Annotated in this window: 16 protein-coding genes and 1 pseudogene; 7 read left to right on the top strand and 10 right to left on the bottom strand. The window is 59.5% G+C overall.

The window, feature by feature from the left end:
- Positions 1 to 4: 4 nt before the first annotated feature.
- The 8 genes and pseudogenes from BD293_RS21825 to BD293_RS21790 all read right to left on the bottom strand — a co-directional run bounded on the left by BD293_RS21825 (position 5) and on the right by BD293_RS21790 (position 7700).
- Positions 5 to 868 (bottom strand): universal stress protein, encoded by an 864-nt coding sequence (locus tag BD293_RS21825; RefSeq protein WP_142085914.1) that lies wholly within the window; start codon positions 866 to 868, stop codon positions 5 to 7.
- On the bottom strand, positions 868 to 1944 hold the full coding sequence (arsB, locus tag BD293_RS21820; RefSeq protein ID WP_142085913.1) for an ACR3 family arsenite efflux transporter: 1077 nt from the start codon (positions 1942 to 1944) through the stop codon (positions 868 to 870). Before arsB ends, BD293_RS21825 begins: the two co-directional genes overlap by 1 nt.
- 22 nt (positions 1945 to 1966) lie before the next feature.
- A complete protein-coding gene (arsA, locus tag BD293_RS21815) occupies positions 1967 to 3718 on the bottom strand; it encodes an arsenical pump-driving ATPase (protein ID WP_142085912.1) in 1752 nt (583 codons plus the stop codon).
- 85 nt (positions 3719 to 3803) lie between these two features.
- Entirely contained in the window at positions 3804 to 4193 is a 390-nt protein-coding gene (gene arsD / locus BD293_RS21810) for an arsenite efflux transporter metallochaperone ArsD (RefSeq protein ID WP_142085911.1), read from the bottom strand.
- The gene (locus BD293_RS21805) at positions 4190 to 4567 is read right to left on the bottom strand and encodes an ArsR/SmtB family transcription factor (protein WP_142085910.1); all 378 of its coding nucleotides are present in this window, start codon (positions 4565 to 4567) and stop codon (positions 4190 to 4192) included. The genes arsD and BD293_RS21805 overlap by 4 nt, the downstream gene beginning before the upstream one ends.
- A 226-nt stretch (positions 4568 to 4793) precedes the next feature.
- The gene (locus tag BD293_RS21800; protein ID WP_142085909.1) at positions 4794 to 5342 is read right to left on the bottom strand and encodes a hypothetical protein; all 549 of its coding nucleotides are present in this window, start codon (positions 5340 to 5342) and stop codon (positions 4794 to 4796) included.
- 77 nt (positions 5343 to 5419) lie between these two features.
- Positions 5420 to 6177: pseudogene (locus tag BD293_RS21795) on the bottom strand (IS5 family transposase).
- Between the two features lie 251 nt (positions 6178 to 6428).
- Positions 6429 to 7700 (bottom strand): IS256 family transposase, encoded by a 1272-nt coding sequence (locus tag BD293_RS21790; RefSeq protein WP_170207122.1) that lies wholly within the window; start codon positions 7698 to 7700, stop codon positions 6429 to 6431.
- A 294-nt stretch (positions 7701 to 7994) separates the two neighbouring features.
- Here BD293_RS21790 and BD293_RS21785 point away from each other — a divergent pair, with 294 nt between their 5' ends.
- On the top strand, positions 7995 to 9167 hold the full coding sequence (locus BD293_RS21785) for a hypothetical protein (RefSeq protein ID WP_142085907.1): 1173 nt from the start codon (positions 7995 to 7997) through the stop codon (positions 9165 to 9167).
- Between the two features lie 90 nt (positions 9168 to 9257).
- Here the strand turns inward: BD293_RS21785 and BD293_RS22890 are convergent, their stop codons facing one another.
- On the bottom strand, positions 9258 to 9401 hold the full coding sequence (locus BD293_RS22890) for a hypothetical protein (RefSeq protein WP_170207294.1): 144 nt from the start codon (positions 9399 to 9401) through the stop codon (positions 9258 to 9260).
- Positions 9402 to 9563: 162 nt separating this feature from the next.
- On the opposite strand from BD293_RS22890, the gene BD293_RS21780 reads away from it, so the two are divergent.
- Both BD293_RS21780 and BD293_RS21775 read left to right on the top strand, forming a co-directional pair.
- Entirely contained in the window at positions 9564 to 10247 is a 684-nt protein-coding gene (locus BD293_RS21780) for a TetR/AcrR family transcriptional regulator (RefSeq protein ID WP_142085906.1), read from the top strand.
- Positions 10248 to 10331: 84 nt separating this feature from the next.
- Positions 10332 to 11168 (top strand): N-acyl homoserine lactonase family protein, encoded by an 837-nt coding sequence (locus BD293_RS21775; protein ID WP_170207293.1) that lies wholly within the window; start codon positions 10332 to 10334, stop codon positions 11166 to 11168.
- Positions 11169 to 11593: 425 nt separating this feature from the next.
- Here BD293_RS21775 and BD293_RS21770 read toward each other — a convergent pair whose 3' ends face one another.
- Positions 11594 to 12472, bottom strand: a complete 879-nt coding sequence (locus BD293_RS21770; protein WP_142085904.1) for a LysR family transcriptional regulator — start codon at positions 12470 to 12472, stop codon at positions 11594 to 11596.
- Between the two features lie 91 nt (positions 12473 to 12563).
- Between BD293_RS21770 and BD293_RS21765 the strand changes: the two genes are divergently transcribed.
- The 4 genes from BD293_RS21765 to BD293_RS23475 are packed head-to-tail and all read left to right on the top strand — an operon-like array spanning position 12564 to position 18414.
- Positions 12564 to 13565, top strand: coding sequence for an Ldh family oxidoreductase (locus tag BD293_RS21765; RefSeq protein WP_142085903.1), 1002 nt, complete (start codon positions 12564 to 12566; stop codon positions 13563 to 13565).
- A gap of 18 nt (positions 13566 to 13583) precedes the next feature.
- Complete coding sequence (locus tag BD293_RS21760; RefSeq protein WP_142085902.1) at positions 13584 to 15035, top strand: aldehyde dehydrogenase family protein; 1452 nt, start codon at positions 13584 to 13586, stop codon at positions 15033 to 15035.
- Positions 15032 to 16036, top strand: a complete 1005-nt coding sequence (locus BD293_RS21755) for a membrane dipeptidase (protein ID WP_142085901.1) — start codon at positions 15032 to 15034, stop codon at positions 16034 to 16036. Before BD293_RS21760 ends, BD293_RS21755 begins: the two co-directional genes overlap by 4 nt.
- Positions 16033 to 18414 (top strand): DUF3726 domain-containing protein, encoded by a 2382-nt coding sequence (locus tag BD293_RS23475; RefSeq protein WP_142085900.1) that lies wholly within the window; start codon positions 16033 to 16035, stop codon positions 18412 to 18414. The genes BD293_RS21755 and BD293_RS23475 overlap by 4 nt, the downstream gene beginning before the upstream one ends.
- Positions 18415 to 18436 lie beyond the last annotated feature (22 nt).

The following is an 18436-nucleotide window of genomic DNA, read 5'->3' as shown; positions in this document are numbered from 1 at the left end:
GATATTACGCCTTCTTGTTTTGCAGGGGCACCACCAACACCGGACGGCGCGCGATTTCGCACAGGTTGGTTGCGGTCGATCCGATGGTCCGGCTTTCGACCCAGCCCTGTCCCTGCTTGCCGATGACGATCAGATCGGCATCACGATCTGCCGCGGCCTTTGCGATCTGCTCTGACGGCTTGCCCTCTGCCAGATGCACCTCGACCTTGCCACCAGCGGCGGCAATCTCTTGCGCAATACTGCTCAAGGCGGCACGCGCCATCACGGGCCAGCGCGTGTATCGGGCAGTTTCTTCCGAGCTTGTGACATGCAACAGATCTACACTACCCGCATGGATGGCCAGTTTGGTGGCGGCCAGTTCTGCTGACTGTGCTTGCGGCGAGAAATCCGTGGCAACAAGCAACCTGCGCAGACCCGCATGACACGTGCGCACGCAGGCGTCTTCGCCATCCTTGTCGGTGGCTTCAATCCATTCCAGCCGCACGGCCAAGGGGCTGAGGCGGATCACCTCGCGCGCGACCGAACCGAGGAACAGGCCCCGGATCATGTTCTGCCCGCGAGAACCGATCACGATCAGGTCCGCGCCATGCTCAAAGGCGGCGTCAACGATGTCCCTGGCGACCTTACCAGCCGCACGAATGTCGATTTCAACATCCAGACCCGCGTCGCGCAGCGGGGTCGCGCGGGATGTAAGCCAGTCTTGCAGAATATCTTTGTTGCCAAAGCCCGCACCCTGGCTATAGCCAATCTGCACCACATGGATCAGGATCACGCGCGAGACCCCCATATCGCGCAGGTCAGACAGACAGTCGAGCAGCGGGCCCTGGGCGGCGGAATGGTCAAGTGCAATCAATGCTGTTTGTGACATCAGCTCTGCTCCTTCGTTTTGGCTGTGCGGATCGGCGTCTCCTCAGCCGGAAACCAGTGCTTGGTGCGGTTGGCGAACCACACGAGACTGAGCATCACCGGCACCTCAACCAGCACGCCGACCACAGTGACAAGGGCCGCAATAGAGTTCAGACCGAACAGGCCAATCGCCACTGCCACTGCCAATTCAAAGAAATTCGACGTACCGATCATCGCGCAGGGGGCCGCGACCTTATGCGGCACGCGCCACGCCTTCGCCGCCCAATAGGCGACTGCGAACATCCCGTAAGACTGGATCAAAAGCGGGATCGCGATGATCAAAATGATCAGCGGCCGATCAAGGATCACCTCGCCCTGAAACCCGAACAAGAGCACCACCGTCGCCAGCAACCCGATGATCGAGAAGGGCTTGATCTGTGCCGTGAAGGCGGCCACCGTCGCCTCTCCTTCGGCCACGTTCCGCGCGTCGCGTGTCATGTACATCCGCGTGATCACACCTGCGGTCAGCGGAACGACGATATACAGCACCACTGACAGCACCAGCGTTTCCCAGGGCACGGTGATATCCGTCACACCCAGCAGCAAGGCCACGATCGGCGCATAGGCGAAGATCATGATCACATCGTTCAGCGACACCTGCACCAGCGTGTAATTCGGATCACCCTTGGTCAGTTGCGACCACACAAACACCATCGCGGTGCAGGGGGCCGCCCCCAGCAGGATCATGCCCGCGATATACTGGCCTGCGGTGCCCGGCTCGATAAACGGCGCAAAGACATACTCGAAAAACAGCACGCCAAGGGCGGCCATGGTGAAAGGCTTGATCAGCCAGTTGACGGTCAGGGTGATGATCAGCCCCTTGGGGCGTTCATGCACGCGCCTCAGCGAGGTGAAATCCACCCCCACCATCATCGGATAGACCATGAACCAGATTAGCACTGCGACCACGAAATTGATCGAGCCGTATTCGAGGCTTGCAAGGAAGTTCACGAATGCGGGCGCGATCTGGCCAAGCCCCAGCCCCGCGATTATGGCAAGGGCGACCCAGACCGACAGATAGCGTTCAAAGATAGGCATGTTTGGTGTCTTCCTTAAGTGTTCAGACCAGTACGGGTTCCGGGCGGACAAGAGCGCGCAGACGCGCAGCACCCACTGGGTCTTTGGCTTGCATCGGCACCACGGCATAGCGTGTGGCAAGATTTTCGCGGACGGAAGCGATTTCAGGCGCCTCGGAAGCGGCGCGGGCGGCGAGAATGGGATGCGTGGTTCCTGTTGCCGCAAGACTGGCGTTGACCACCCAGCCATAGGGCTCGATCCCCGCGCGACGCAGGTCATCCTGCAGGTGCGCGGCTTCCAGAACCGGCGTGGTTTCGGCCAGAGTGACGATCAGCACCTTGGTTTTGTCCGCGTCCTGCAGCCGCATCATCGGCGTGGTCATATGGCTGGCCTGCTCGCCCGCGTGGCGCAGCACGTCGCGGTGGTAAGACCCGGTGGCATCCAGCAGCAAGAGGGTGTGGCCCGTGGGGGCCGTATCCATCACCACGAATTTGCGGCCCGCTTCGCGGATAACCTTTGAGAAGGCCTGAAACACAGCGATTTCCTCGGTACAAGGCGAGCGCAGGTCTTCCTCCAGCATCGCGCGACCTTGCGCGTCGAGGCTCGCGCCCTTGGTGGCAAGGATATGGTCGCTGTAGGCTGCCGTCTCTGCGGCTGGGTCGATCCGGCTGACGCTCAGGTTCGGCACATCCCCCGCCAGCGTCTCGGTCAGATGGGCGGCAGGGTCGGTCGTGGTTAGCAGCACCTCATGCCCGCGCGCGGCAAGCTCAACGGCAATAGCGGCGGCAATTGTGGTCTTGCCGACGCCGCCCTTGCCCATCGTCATGACCAGCCCATTTCCAGCGGCTTCGATCCCGTCCACCACTGCGGACAGTGGCGGCAGGTCGCGGACAGCGGTGCGCGGCGCGGCCCGTTCAAGCGCTACAGGCGCGTTCACCCGGCGCAGTGCCGCAAGGCCCACAAGGTTCTCGGGTCTTAGCGCAAAGCGGCTTTGTGGAAGGGCCGCCAGATGACTGTCCATTCCGTCGATTGCCGCAGTGTCGCGCTTAATCAAGGCTGCTGCCAAATCATCGCCCAGATCCTTGTCCGGCATCAGCCCGTTGATGGCCAGATGCTGGTTGCCGATGCCGATATCTGCCAGTTCCCGGCTGGTGCGCGCGGCCTCGGTCAGCGAACTGGCACGCGGGCGCGTGACAAGAATCAGGCGCGTGCGGACACCGTCAGACAGGCTGTCCACAGCGGCTGCATAGCGGGCACGGCTTTGCTCCAACCCGGTCAGCGGGCCAAGACAGGACGCATCGCCGCCTGATTCCAGAAAGCCCGACCACGCACCCGGCAGTTTCAACATGCGGATAGTGTGGCCGGTGGGCGCGGTGTCGAAAATTATGTGATCGTAGCTGGTTGTCACCGCATCGTCGGTCAGAAGCGCCGTGAACTCGTCAAAGGCCGCGATCTCGGTCGTGCAGGCCCCGGAAAGTTGTTCTTCGATCCCTTTCAGTGCCTTCTCCGGCAGCACACCACGCATCGGCCCGACGATCCGCTCGCGGTATTCTGCCGCGGCGCCCTCTGGGTCAATCTCCAGGGCGCTCAGCCCCGGAACCGTGGCGATAGGTGTGATGTGATTGCCAATTTCAACACCAAACACCTGGCCTACGTTCGAGGCAGGGTCGGTCGAGACAAGCAGAACCTTTTTGCCCGCATCGGCAAGGCTCACGGCAGTGGCGCAGGCCAGCGAGGTTTTACCAACACCGCCCTTGCCGGTTAGAAACACATACTTCGGAAGGTCGGTGAACATGATCTCTCCTGTCGCCGCGCAGAGTCTGCGGGCGTTGTCTTTGCGCAGCATTGCGCAAGTATCTTAGTAAATCAGCAACGCTGGCTTAGCAGCACGCGCCCTGTTTCGGCTCTGCGTTGGCAGGGCCACAGCAACAGCCGCCTGGTTTTGAACGCCGCATCTCTTGGGCGAGTGCGACACCTGCCCACGCTGCCAGCTCTGTACGATCGGGATAATGCGCTTTTGCAACGAGTTTGCCATCCACCACAAACGCTGGCAAATCATCGCCGCCCGACGCCTGCATCAGATCGCGGATCTGGTCATTTACAACGAATTCAGCAGGTTCCCGGCTTAGCCCGAAGCGCTGAACCTGAACGCCTTGGGCGCGCAGCCAGTCCAGATCGGCTGCCAGAGTAATCAGCTTCTGGTCAATATCAGTACCACAAATGCCCGTTGAGCAGCACATGGCAGGATCATAAACAGTGAGTGTGGTCATTGCGTGACGTCCTTTGGAATGCAGCCGGTGGGGGTATAACAGCAAGGTGCCTCAGCGCTGTCTGGCCCCCGCGCTTCGATTTGTCCTATCAAAATGTGGAGAGGGCCGAGCGCGCTCGGGTCGAGTGAATAGCAAATACGGGGCCGTTCAATTGTGCCGACAACCAGACCTGACGCTTTCAAGATGCGCAAATGCTCTGACACAGTGGATTGCGCCAGCCCAACCTCGTCGACGATATCGCCCCCTATGCAACCGGGCCGCGACAGCAGAAATTCGATGATCCGCACACGGGCCGGATGGGAAAGTGCCTTGGCAACCCGCGCGATCTGCTCGGCATCGGTATCGGCGATTGTGCTTGTTCTCTGATCCAGCATACTAACCTCTGTAGATCGTCGATATACGATATAACAATCGTTGATTGACGACGCAAGCATATATTGCCTCCAAGGGTAAAGAAGTTCGTACCTGAAAGTTGCACAATCCGGATGGGCAGCGGCATCAAGGCTGCTGCGGTTCTACGCTGCACTTGGCCTGAGTGGCTGCTTCGGAGCAAGCAGCACGACTTTCCGACCGACTGTTATGGGCCGATATGGGCCGTGGCTACTTTGCGCCAAACTTACCAAACATTGGGCGCGACCTTGCCCAGAGGGCATCCTCAACGTCTTGAACCAACGATGCTTCCGCCACTCCGCGAACAGGAGTGACTTCTACATTTATCCTGTTCTCTGCATCCGGACACCATAGATGCAATTTTAGCGCATACGTGCCGTCGGCACTGGTGTGCAGATGTTGATGAAGCCTCGACCCGATATCTCTTGAACTGCCAACATAGACGGTTCTGCTATCAACGACATTATTGTTTCGTGTAAGCTTGAGCCCGGCTGGTGGCCTGAACTGTTCGAAAGCCAGTCGTAGCATATCCGCTGCAGCCTGGTCATTCACGGTGAGGCGGTAGATGGCCGCACAGCTGATGTCATCGCCGAGCAATGGCCTGATCAAGTCGCGAATCTCTCCGGGCTCGAACCCCGCTCTTATCTTGTGGAACGAGAAGGCTTGCTCGATCACGTCCCCGAACGCCGCATTATTGAGAGCGGAAACTCGTCTCTCGAGATCATTGCGAGCGAAACCCAGCAGTTCATCATCAATCAAATTGCCGACCTTTCGTCTGATGGATCAGGAGTTTCAATTATCCGAACTTCCGAAGGAACACTAGGGTCTGTGGACATTCATCGTGAAGCGATGATGGCAGCCGCGAGATGCCAATTGGCGGCGTAGCTGGACGCTGTCTTTTCGTAGCGGGTCGCTATGGCTCTGAATTCCTTGATCTTTGCGAAGAAATTTTCGATCAGGTGTCGCCACTTGTAGGCGTGTTTATCGTAATCACGCAGGAACTTGCGGTTCGCTTTCGGTGGGATGATCGCGGTGGCACCGCGCGCATCGAGTTCTGTGAGAAGCCAATCGGCATCGAACGCCTTGTCGGCCAAGAGAGCATCGAAGGCAACTCCATCGATGAGCGGTTCGACGCCCTTCATGTCGTGAGCTTGACCGGGCAGGAGAACGAAGTTGGCCAGGTTTCCGAGCGCGTCGACCAAAGCAACGATCTTGGTGGTCAATCCGCCGCGCGAGCGCCCGATGGCTTGATTTTGAGTCCCCCTTTTGCGCCGCTCGCCTTCTGGTGAACCTGAACAATCGTGCCGTCGATCATTGCGTATTCGAAATCAGGAATGCCACTGATTTCCTTGAAAATTCGCTCGAATACGCCACCGTCAGCCCATCTGCGAAACCGTCGGAACACGCTGTTCCAGTTGCCGAAATCAGCAGGCAGGTCGCGCCACGGTAACCCAGTCCGCACACGCCATAGAACTGCTTCCAGAAACAGACGATTATCCTTGCCCGACGCACCTGCATCGCCCTGCTTGCCAGGCAAGTGTGGCGCAAGGCGGACCCAGACCTCATCTGTCAAAACAAACCGCTCTTCGTTCATTCAAACCTCCATTTTGGAAGCTTGAATCAGACTTCAGCGAGCTTGGGAATCCTGAATGTCCACGGGCCCTACTCAAGCCTTAGAATTGGTGCTCCTCTGAGGGTCCGGAATGCGGGCTGCAACTGCAGCATCTTGTTGGCCCCGCGAATGTCCGCAGAGGGCCGGGCACGTCGAACAGAATGTCGCCTTCGCACCGGGCGGGATGCGGCCTGACTGCAGGAGCTATGCTTGAATTTGGGTGACGCGCATTTTCAGGCGGCGCGGCTTGGTGCGTCAAAAATCACTTCGACGCCGTCGTTGAATGTGATTCCTTCGATGACTTTTGGCAACTGATTTCTGCCATTGAGGCGCAACCATTTCTTGGACGCGGCCTGAATGAGGGTAAAGACCATCAGTTTCGCGGTCTTTTGCGAGAGCGCACCCTTTGTGCGAACCGTTCTGTGCCGAACCGTGGCGAAGACGCTCTCAATGGGGTTCGTCGTGCGCAGATGGCCCCAGTGATCAGCCGGGAAGTCGAAGAAAGCCAGCAAGGCGTCACTGTCCTTGGTCAGGCAATTCACGCCTTTTTCGTATTTCTGCTTATATTTCTCACTGAACAGATCCATTGCGGCCTTCGCTTCCGCTTTCGTAGCGGCATGCTGGATATCATCGAGATCAGATTTCACGGCTGCGGCCATCTGCTTGGGAAAACAGTTCAGCACATTCTTCACCTTATGAACCCAGCAGCGCTGGTGCTTCGTGCTGCCAAATGCCTTGTCCAATGCATTCCAGAACCCCAAGGCGCCATCGCCCACCGCGATCTTGGGGGCGACAGACAGGCCCCGAGCCTTGAGATCGCTCAGCAATTCATGCCAGCTCTGCGAGCTTTCCCGAAGCCCAACCTGAAAGCCGATCAGTTCCTTCTTGCCCTCCGGTGTGGCTCCGATGATCACCAGCATGCATTCGGCATTTTCTTCCATGCGCGCCTGCAGATAGACGCCATCTGCCCATATGTAGACGTAATTGCGCGCAGACAAATCACGCCGCGCCCAGGCATCATATTCTGCCTGCCAACCTGCGGTCAGGCGGGATATGACACTCGGAGACAGGTTGGGTGCATCGGGGCCCATAATGGCTGACAGCGCTTCCTGGAAATCGCCCGTGGAAATGCCCTTCAGGTAGAGAACGGGCAACAGCGCGTCCAAGCTGACCGAGCGGCGCGCCCATTTCGGCAGTATATTCGAGGTGAAGCGGATCTTTTGCGCAGGATCGAGTGCCGCCATCCGGTCACGCACTTTGGGGCGCTGCACATTCAGAGCGCCAATGCCCGTCTGGATCTGACGTTCAGGGCCAAGTCCATGGCGGACGATCCGCTGGCGGCCATCGTCCAGCTTCTCGTCCGCAAAGCTGGCCACAAATGCATCAGCTTCGGCTTTCAGCGCTTCCGCCAGCATCCGGCGTGCGCCTTCCCGTGCCAGTTCTGTCAGCGGGTCGACGATAGTTTCTGATTGGCGAAACGGTAGAATGGTTGTATCGTTCTTCATAGGCGTATTGCTCCTCGTGAGGTTCTGGCTGGCTTTGACACCCGCCACAATACGCCGCCTTTCAATTCATGCCATCACCCAAATTCCCGCATAGCTCTGACTGCAGTGCGGCAAGGCACCTGCGGCAGGCCTCGGAAAGCGGTCTTCACCTTTTCGAAGCTCTCTCGAGCGTGAGAAGTAGATCGGCAGCCAGATCGGCTCGAACAGCGCCTTGATTTCGTGTTTGATTATTGAGCGTGGGTGATAGACGGTAAGCCTATGATGGTTGATATTTCTTCGGCGCGGTGAACAGCGATGCATATTAAGACAAGCGGGACTGCCATCATTCGGCATAAGGACACCGGTCAGGTGTTCGAAATCGAAGCCAATGAAATTTCAGACCTCTGGGATAGTGTCGGAGCCGATGAGGAGCCAATGGGCACTCGCACTACCTGGGAGGCATCCATCGAACTCCCCGAGCTGGGCACCTTGACTTGGCAACTGTGGGAATACCCCAATGGTGCATTAAATGACACCGATACAGACGTCGATGGCCACGAACTGGTGTCGGACTTCCAGATCACCTTGGAGCACGATCCGGAAGACAGCGACAATCGAGAAGCTGACGAAGCTGCAATCGAGGAAATGATCGAGTGGTTCTACCAGAGGTATGAGGATCCGGCGAACCGTGTGCCCTACGAGTCAGCAGAAGGCGGCTATCAGTGGATATATGGTGGGCCGGAGACGCCAGAAGAGGCACTCGGTGAAAACTTTGGCTCTGTGTATCGCGACGACCTAATCGACCAAGCAGCTACAAAAATCACAGACGATTCCGGGATATACGACTGGAGTCCTATTCCGGGTGCCGACTGGGGTGGCGACGATCAGCCCGAAGACGACGCTCATGTGGAAAGGCGGAAGAGGCTGGCAGCTGAGATTGCGGCAGACGCCGCGAGCATCCTGCAAACCCTGCGCCCCCTAGTAGAAATCGAGGAGAATGCTCGCGAAGATCGTGGGGATGGATTAGCCGGTATCGGCCACAACAATCCTCCCGAACCAATTGAGGAGCTGGGCTTCCCACCCGCTTTCTTCGCTGAAATGTCGAGGGCAACGTCGGAAATCGCCGCCGGCGTTGCGGAGGTTGACGCGGCTGCTGAACAAAGCGCCGGAACAGCTGAGGCACTTCGTGAAGTTGCTGCAGCGCAACGAGAAAATACGGCTGCGATCAATGCGAACACAGAGGCCCTGCAGAAGCAAAGCGAGGAGATCGCCAAGGCAGCAACGACCGGGAAGTATGCGGTTGGTATTTACGTTGCAGACAAGGTCTTGGGCGAGGTTCTTGCAAAGATCGGTGAAGGGCTCGCGTCTTGGAGCTTTCCAGTGATGAGAAGTGCAGCGGAAGGCCTTGGGGGCTATCTCCTCGATGTCGCTGCTTCGGTTGGAGCTTTCGCAGGAAAGGTGATTGAATACCTTTCTATGTTTATGTGATTGCGGCATGCGGCCCGACAAATCACCAGTGTTCGCAGGCTATCCTGCAGGCGAGTGCGCAGGGGGGGCAGGATGCCTGCCTATAATCCGTCATTCCACGCCAAGCGAAATGGTCAAGTTGCGCGCACAGTCCCGGAGCGCAAAGTCATCGGTATTGTTCTTCGCGGCAAAATAATCGCAAATGGTGTCGGCTTCGCCATATTGATTCACGAAAGTGGTGAGGCTGTGGCTCATCCTTTTTCCCATCAGTGGTGCGGCTTAGAAATATCAGCATTGCCCACATAGCCAACATTTTACACGTAGCAATGTTGCACCGAAGACTGAACGACCGCTTCTAGGATGCTGCATCGCGGCGCAGCGCCGTGAACGTACGGCGGCTTCGGGCCGGGTGTGTCGATGGTCGAGCTTGAAGAGTCGACGGGCCATGCTGCACCGCCGCAGGGCGGCTTGACTTGTAGGTTAGCGATCGCTAACTTTACTGTTATGACCCAAGACCAACCATTTGTTCATGCCACAGACGCTCCTGGGAAGGCGCTCATCCTTCAAGAGGGGCTACGTCTTTTCGCACGAAAAGGGCTGTCTGCGACATCAATCAGAGACATTGCCCAAGCCAGCGGGTTAAGCAATCCGGCACTATACAAGCACTTTGCTACAAAGGACCAACTGGCCTTGGTCTTGTTCGAACGGCTGTACCGCGCCCAGTTGCAGCGCGTTTCGCTTACAACAGGGCAATCGTCTACATTCCGCCTCAAGTTTCGGGCATTTCTTGAAACCGGGTTACGCGCAGTCGATGAACATCCCGAAGCGACAGTATTTGTAGCGGACAATCTAAGGACGCTTTGGCCCCATATGCCGGACGGCCTAAAGTCCCGAACAATTCTTTCTATACTGCGGGACATTATTCAGCTGGGTCGATCAGAAGGAGACGTGGAGTCCTGCGTTGACGAGAACATGCAGCTGGCTTTGGTCGTTGGCATGCTTGAGAACATCACGCGTCAGATATTCTTTGGGTCACTGGCGCACCCAGCTTTGGCGCAACTGCACGACGCGGAGCATCTTCTCCGTAAGGCTCTTCGGTAAGTTTTTTGCATTGCAGGTTAGCGATTGCTAACCGTTTAGTCTGGCACTATGCGCACAACGCAACCACCCAATAGGAGATCCATCATGAAAATCCACGGAATCGAGACAGGGCGAGTCAAAGTCACTGAACGCTGGCGGGAGGGTGAGGGCAAAGGAATAAAACGTCTTCTGAATGCGGTATTCGACAAGAACATGACGGGCTGGCTGCCAATCCATGTCTGGATTATCGAGCATCCTGAAGGCCTCATTGTTATAGACACTGGTGTTCCATCTGACGCCAATAAGCCGCGATATTTCCCTCCCTACATGCCACTGTTGCAACGGGCAGCCATCTTTGATGTCTCGCCAGAGGATGAGATCGGTCCCCAAATACAAAGGCTTGGCTTGAATCCAGACGACGTGCGTTGGGTTGTGATGACCCATCTACATCAGGATCATGACGGAGGCTTGCACCATTTCCCGAACGCCGAGTTCGTTGTTTCGCGAGATGAATGGAACTTCGCCTCTGGGTTCAAAGGACGTATGAACGGCTACCTCAATCAACGCTGGCCTCGGAGTTTTAGTCCAACACTCGTGGATTTTCAGAAGACGCCATTCGGGCCGTTCGCAAGCCATGCAAAACTCACCCATGCGGGTGACGTCACGCTTGTTCCAACGCCCGGCCATTCACCAGGGCATTTATCCGTACTTTTGAATGAGGGCGACACGACTATTATGTTTGCTGGTGATACGTCTTATACGGAACGTCATCTGGTTCAGCTGATGGCCGACGGGGTCGGAACTGACATTGCTGCGGAAATAGAAACACACCGCAAAATCCTTGCGTATGCCGCTGAAAACCCCACGGTGTATCTGCCCAGCCATGATCCGGATGCGCTTCAACGATTGGCTGACCGCGCTATAATCAAGATGCAAGAATAGGCGACCGAGGGTATTGCATTGAAAGCAGCCCTTCGCGCAGCCGCAGCCAATGAACCCTTTGTCCGCATCAGCGACGTTCAATAGCAAAAAATGCTGCGCGATGCACGATTGGCCGGTTTGGTGAAGCCGCACTGCAGCGTGCCACCGACGCTGACTGACCGCAAAGGGCCGGGCACGTCGAGGCTGCCCTCGCCGTCGCACAGGGCGGAGCCGACCGTGACCTTGCGGCATTGCAAACGCAGCATCTTGCAATAGCGGCCGGTCGCCGTGCCGCCTTCGACCGAGCAGCCGGCCTCGCGAACGGACTATTCATCTAGCCCGGGCCGAGTATTCCAAAAATGACCATGACTTCACAGGAAAGCAGCCAATCAACGTTCGATAATCTGCGTTCAACCCAAGCTTTGGCGATTCAATTAAGATAAGGGTCAAATACCAGTGGCTTGGACCATCGCAACGAGGCGGCCCTGAAACTCCCTGCAGATTGGACTGGGATTGCCGCCTCGCCGTAAGGCAAAGCCGACCGTCCGAAGTGCCGAGGCATCATCCAGCTCAACTGCGCACAGCTCCGAATCAATCGTGCGCGTTGCAAGTGCGGGCAAGATCGCTGCGCCAGCCCCGGCACGCACCAAGGCCAGAAGCGAAATGACATTGCGCGCGCTCAGCGCCGACACGCCATCTGGAGCATCCGCATCAAAGCCGGAAATGCCTGCGGTCGAGTTGTTGCTGATCAATCGATGCGGACGCAAATCTTGTCGGGTCAGTGGCCGTTCGTGTCGGGCAAGCGGATGGTCCTTGCGGCACACCAGCCGGAACGGGTCATTGAACAGCGCGTCAAAATGCAGGCCACTATTCGCTGCGGGCCTGCCGCCGATCCCGACTTCGACTTCGCCAGTCTCGACCAGTGCATGCATGCTGGCGCTGTCGGTATCCACAAGTTCGATTCTGATGCCAGGGAATTCGCCCAGCATCGCGCTGAGTATCTCGGGCAAAAGCTGCGCCGCGACCGACGGGACTGCCGCGACGCGTAACACGCCCTCGCGTCCGGCTGCCAGTGCATGGATGCGCTCGATGGTGCGGTCATGTTCGCGCAGCAGGTCGCGCGCCAGTTTGCGAACCTCGAGGCCAAGCGCAGTCAAGCTGTGCTTGCGGTCGCTTTCGAACAGAGGTGCGCCCAATGTGGCTTCGAGCTGTTTAAGCGTCATCGACACCGCAGAGTCGGTCCGACCCAGCGATTTGGCCGCGTCCCGGATATTGCCACAATCGGCGGTGGTGACGAAAACGCGCAGGGCTTGGGTGCGGATCATGTTGGCTCACTACAGAACTTCTGAAGTTAAATCAAAGTAAATTCGATTGCATTGAAGGTGTCACCTCTTAACCTGTCGAAAAGGGGAAAGCATGACGGACACAACACTGACACTGGGCGAAGTCGAAGCGCTTGCCTTCAGCACATTGCAGGGCGCGGGGGCTGCGGCGCATCAGGCGGCGGCGGTGGCGCGCTCGACACGTCTGGCCGAGCGCGATGGCATTCGCAGTCATGGGCTGATGTATGTGCCGATCTATGCCGAGCATTTGCGCTGCGGCAAGGTTCTGGGCGCGGCTGTGCCCACAGTCGCACGCCCGCGCCCTGCGGCGGTTCAGGTCGATGCGGCACATGGGTTTGCCCATGCCGCGATTGATGCAGGCTGGGCGCAGTTCGACGCAGCCGTGCGCGAACAGGGCGTTGCTGCCATGGCCGTTTCGCGATCCTATAATTGCGGCGTTCTGGGGCATCATGCCGAACGGCTGGCCGAAGCCGGGCTTGTCGGCCTGTGCTTTACCAATGCGCCCGCGTCCATGGCCCCGATTGGCGGAACAAAGCCGGTGATCGGCACCAACCCTTTCGCGCTCGCGGTGCCCGATGGCGCAGGTCACGCGCGGTTGGTCATCGATCAATCAGCCAGCGCGATTGCGAAATCCGAGATCATCCTGCGCGCCCGCAAGGGCGAGCTGATTAAACCGGGCTGGGCGCTCGACGCGGATGGCCAGCCCACCGAGGATGCAGAGGCCGCCCTTGCGGGCTCGATGCTGCCTGCGGGCGGGAAAAAGGGTTTCGGCATGGGCTTGATGGTCGAGATTTTCGCGGCCGCACTGTCAGGGGGCAATCTGGGGCTGGAAGCCAGCCCCTTTTCCGGCCCCAAAGGCGGGCCACCGGGGACGGGGCAGTTTTTCGTTGGTATCGATCCTGCTGCGTTTTCAGGTGACGGGTTCCACGCCGCGATTCTGCGCCTGACGGGCGCAATCACCGCTCAGGACGGGGCGCGGCTGCCCGGTGCGCGCCGCGCTGCCAATCGCCTACGCATAGAGAGAGAGGGTGTGCAACTCGATGCCGCCCTGATGAACAGGATCAAAACCGCCTGAATGGCGCAAAGGAATAACATGCAACTTGAAACGCGCAATTATATCGCTGGTGAATGGCTGAACGGGGCGGATGCTGTGGAAAACCGCAATCCGTCAGACCTGTCCGATGTGATCGGTCATTTCGCGCAGGCCGATGCCGCCCAGCTTGGCGTTGCGCTGGATTCCGCGCGCCATGCACAGGTCGAATGGCGCGCAACTGGCCCGCAAAAGCGCCATGATGTGCTCATGGCCATCGGCACCGAAATGATGGCCCGCGCCGGGGAAATTGGCGCGGTGATCGCCCGCGAAGAGGGCAAGCCGCTGGCCGAGGGCAAGGGAGAGGTCTACCGCGCAGGCCAGTTCTTTACCTATTTCGCGGCTGAGGCGCTGCGCCAACTGGGCCAGACCGCTGACAGCGTTCGACCTTACATCGAAATCGATGTGCGCCGCGAACCTGTGGGCGTCGTGGCGATCATCAGCCCGTGGAATTTCCCCGTGGCAACGCCCGCATGGAAAATCGCGCCCGCGCTGGCCTTTGGCAATGCTGTGATCTTGAAGCCCGCGAACCAGACCCCCGCCAGCGCCGTGGCGCTGACGCAGATCATCGCCAAGCAGGACTTGCCCAGGGGGCTGTTCAATCTGGTCATGGGCGCGGGGCGTGAAATCGGGCAGGCTTTGGCGGAAAGCGCGCGCGTCGATGCGATCAGCTTCACCGGATCGGTGCCCGTGGGGCGCGGTATTGCGCTCGCGGCGATTCCCAACATGACCAAGCTGCAGATGGAAATGGGGTCAAAAAACCCCATGGTCATCATGGAAGATTGCGACCTCGATCTGGCCGTGGCCCACGCCACCAACGCAGCTTTCGGCGGCACAGGTCAGAAATGCACCGCCGCCAGCCGCTTGATCGTGCATGAGCGCATCCATGATGCCTTTGTCGAGAAACTGGTTGCAAGCGCTCAGGCCTTGAAAGTCGGTCACGCGCTGGAAGAGGGCACCCAGATCGGCCCGGTGGTGAGCCGCGATCAGCTTGCCGTTAATCTGGACTATATCGAGACTGGCAAGCGCGAAGGGGCGGACCTCCTGTGCGGCGGCACAAGGCTGGAGCGCGCGACGGAAGGCTATTTCATGGCCCCTGCGGTTTTTGCGAACACCCGCAACGATATGGTCATCAACCGCGAGGAAATGTTCGCGCCGATTACCTGCATCCTCAAGGCTGGCAGCTATGACGAAGCGCTGCACATCGCCAATGACACCGAGTTTGGCCTGACTGCGGGCATCATGACCCGCGATCTGGCGCGCGCCACGCATTTCCGCCGCCATGCGCGCGCGGGCTGTGTCATGGTCAATCTGCCGACCGCAGGCACGGATTATCATGTCCCCTTTGGTGGTCGTGGTGCTTCCAGCTACGGCCCGCGCGAGCAAGGCCGCTATGCGGAAGAATTCTATACCATCGTAAAGACCTCCTATATCCATTCGGGGGCGCCCGCATGAGCCCGCGCATCGACGCGCTGCAATATGCCAACTGGTCGGAAAAAATCTTCCGCCAGATGCGCGCGGGCGGGGTTGATGCGGTGCATGTCACGATCACCTATCACGAGAATTTCCGCGAAACGGTGCTGAATATCGAGCGCTGGAATCGCTGGTTTGAACGTCACCCGGACCTGATCTTTCAGGGCTACACCGCAGATGACATTGAACTTGCGCGCGCGACCGGCCGCACGGCGATCTTCTTCGGGTCGCAGAACCCCTCCTGCATCGAGGATGATATCGGCCTTATCGAAGTGCTGCACCGGCTTGGCCTGCGCTTCATGCAACTGACCTATAACAACCAGTCGCTTCTCGCCTCTGGCTGTTATGAGGCCGAAGACACCGGCCTGACCCGCATGGGCCTCGAGGTGGTGGCGGAAATGAACCGTGTCGGCATGGTCATCGACATGAGCCATTCGGGCGAACGCTCGACGCTGGACGCCATCGCCCATTCCGCCCGCCCGATTGCCATCACCCATGCCAACTCGGCAAGCTGGCATCCGGCCCTGCGCAACAAATCTGACCGCGTGCTGCGCGCATTGGCGGAAAGCGGCGGGATACTGGGCTTCTCGGTCTATCCGCACCACCTGCGCGGCGGCGGCGATTGCACTCTGGTTGATTTCTGCACGATGGTCGCGCGCACCGCCGATCTGATGGGCGTGGATCATATCGGCATCGGCACGGATCTGTGTCAGGACCAGCCCGACTCCGTGGTCGACTGGATGCGCGCAGGCCGCTGGACCAAAGCGCGCGATTATGGCGAGGGCAGCGCCGACAATCCCGGCTTTCCACCCATGCCCGACTGGTTCCACGACAACCGCGATTTCGGGACAATCGAACAAGGCTTGCGCGCCGTCGGCTTCTCTGCCGCAGATGTCGCCGCCGTCATGGGCGGCAACTGGGCACGGTTCTTTGCGCAGAGCTTCGGCGCTCTGGAAACCGCACAGCAAGAGGCCGCGCAATGAGTTGCGAGGGTCTGAACCCCATGCCGCAGGCCCGCGCCTTCCGCCGCAGCCCCGACGAGGTGATGCGCCTTGCCCGCATGGGGTGCAGCCACCCCACCCGCCTGTCCTTCTTGCGCCAACTCTTGCGGCGGATGCAGGCCGAGGGCTGGCGCTTTGACCGGCCCGTCTGGGAGATCGACGCCAAGGGCGTCGGCCGCGCCGTTTACCGCGCCATCGGCCCCGAGCGGACCTACAGCCTTGTGGTCTTCGCCCATGACTTGCCGCCAGAGGCGCGCTCGGATCGGGTGATCGCGACCGCATGGGACGCCACATTCGCGCTGTTTGACGGCACGCCCGATGCTGCCGGTCTGGACCGACTGGCCGCCAATGTGCCGCTGCAGGAAGCCGGGCGCATTTCCCCGCGCGAACTCAGCTTAAGCCGCGCCAATCGCTCGGTGCGGCTGTTCGATCATGTCGTGGAACGGCTGGCGGCCGGGGCGCAACCCGATGTCGCGTTGCTGCTGGAAACCGGCTATCTGATGCGCACCACGGCTGTATACGGCTCTGGCAAATTCGGCGCGGCGGATCGCGCCGCGATTGCACAGCGCCCCGAACTGAGCGCGCCGTTTCAGGCCGAAATGCTGTCCGTCTGGCTGACGCGGGCCTTCACTGTCGATCTGGTCGAACATCTGGCCCGCGCGCGCGGCGGCGACAAAGCTGCGCGGCTTGCGCCAGACCTGAAACGCGGCCTTGGCGTTGGCAATTCCACCGGGCTTGGCATGGCCCCTTTCGTGATCCGCCATCCGGTGCTTCTGAACAACTGGATGCTGGCGCGCGAAGAGGCTTTGGCGCGGGTGCGTGCCCAAACCGGCGCGGCGGAACTGGCGGGGTTTCAGGCGGCGCTGGATGCGGCGCGCCACAATGCGGACCTCTGGACCAGCGCGCATGACATCCAGCGCGCGAAACTTGCCGATCTGCGCGATGGCCTTACGCGCCTTGCTGCCCATGTCGCGCAAGGGTGGGATAAGAACGCCGCTCATCCCTGGGATGACCTCTGGCGCTGGGGGCAGGACGCCTTGCCGCTGGAAGCACAGGAAGCCCTGCTCGCCGCGATGCTCGAGCCGCATGGCGATCTGATCGACGGGCTTGGCGATTGCATGGATGCCGATGAGGACGCCTATTTCCCGATTAACGGAGCCATGAAGCTGGGCGAATTGCGCGCCATAATGCAGGCGCATTACGGCTGGGCGCTTGGCGTTGACTACAGCACGCGCAACCAATGCGCCCGCTTCTGGTATGTGTCCGAGGACAAGCTGGAGCCGCGCCTTGGCGAGCGCCATGAAGAGCCGGGTGCCGAGCGGGAGTTGCCGCTCGATACCGGACGGCAGGCCGCAGCACTCTGGCAGGCGTTGCAGGGCCAGCCCGATGATCTGCCGGTCGCGCATCTGCTGCTGGCCGCGCCAGAGCATCGCCCGGCGGTCAGGCGCGCGCAGATCACCGCGCGCCACCCGTTTGCGGAAATCCGCGACAATCTGATCGCGGATGACATGCTGCCCATCGACATATTGCGCTGCAAGCTCGCGTTTTTCGGGGCGACGCGCTTTGATCCGCGCTCGGATCGCTGGGTGCGCATCAGCCTGTTTCAGGGCGCACCCTATCCCGATCAATTGGGGGGGATATCCGCGAAGATGCCGAAAGGGCGTATCACTCCGACAGGACAGTCACGGCGTGTGAATGGCCAGCTGACGACCGGGCTGTCATTGTCCGAGACCGAGGCACTATGTGCCAAGGCTGTTCGCGGCGCAGGGTTCGAATGGGGATTCGCGCAAGAGGCCGCGCGCGCTGCAACCTGGCTGACCGCGCATGGCGTCGCAGGCTGCACCCTGCTGCTGCGGTGGTTGCAGATGAACCCAATCAACACGGCATCGCCGCGACCGGATGACTGGCAGTCCAGTTCATTGAAATGCCCTTTGCACGTCGGTGTCGCACTTGTTGATCATGTCAACCTGCCGGAACTGACGATGCAAGACAGGCTTTGTGTGATGAATGTTGTCCTGCCCGGCTTGCTGTTGCCACTGATAGCGCTTTCTGCGCAGCGACGCGGAGGCGGCGGGGTAACGGTTGCCATGCAGGACACATCTATTCAGCTGCATGCACTTGGGACTATCGCATCGGCTGCGGCATTGGCGTCATTTTGCGCCAAGCCAGTCGGCGACCTGACCCTGACATTCGACCACAGCACACCTGCGCCAGACACGATAGCGCCACGCTTGCTCAGCGCGCCAGTGAATGACGCACATGCGCTGAAAGAACTGGAAGCGTTGGCGCTTCGGGTGACCGTACCGTCATCGGGCCGGTCCTTAGGTGGCGCCGGCGGACAAGGTGGCGACAATGACTGAACAGGTGACCACGCCAGCTTGC

It is taken from the genome of Roseinatronobacter monicus (assembly GCF_006716865.1).
GTDB classification, from domain to species: domain Bacteria; phylum Pseudomonadota; class Alphaproteobacteria; order Rhodobacterales; family Rhodobacteraceae; genus Roseinatronobacter; species Roseinatronobacter monicus.
This window is presented reverse-complemented; position numbering and strand designations above follow the sequence as displayed.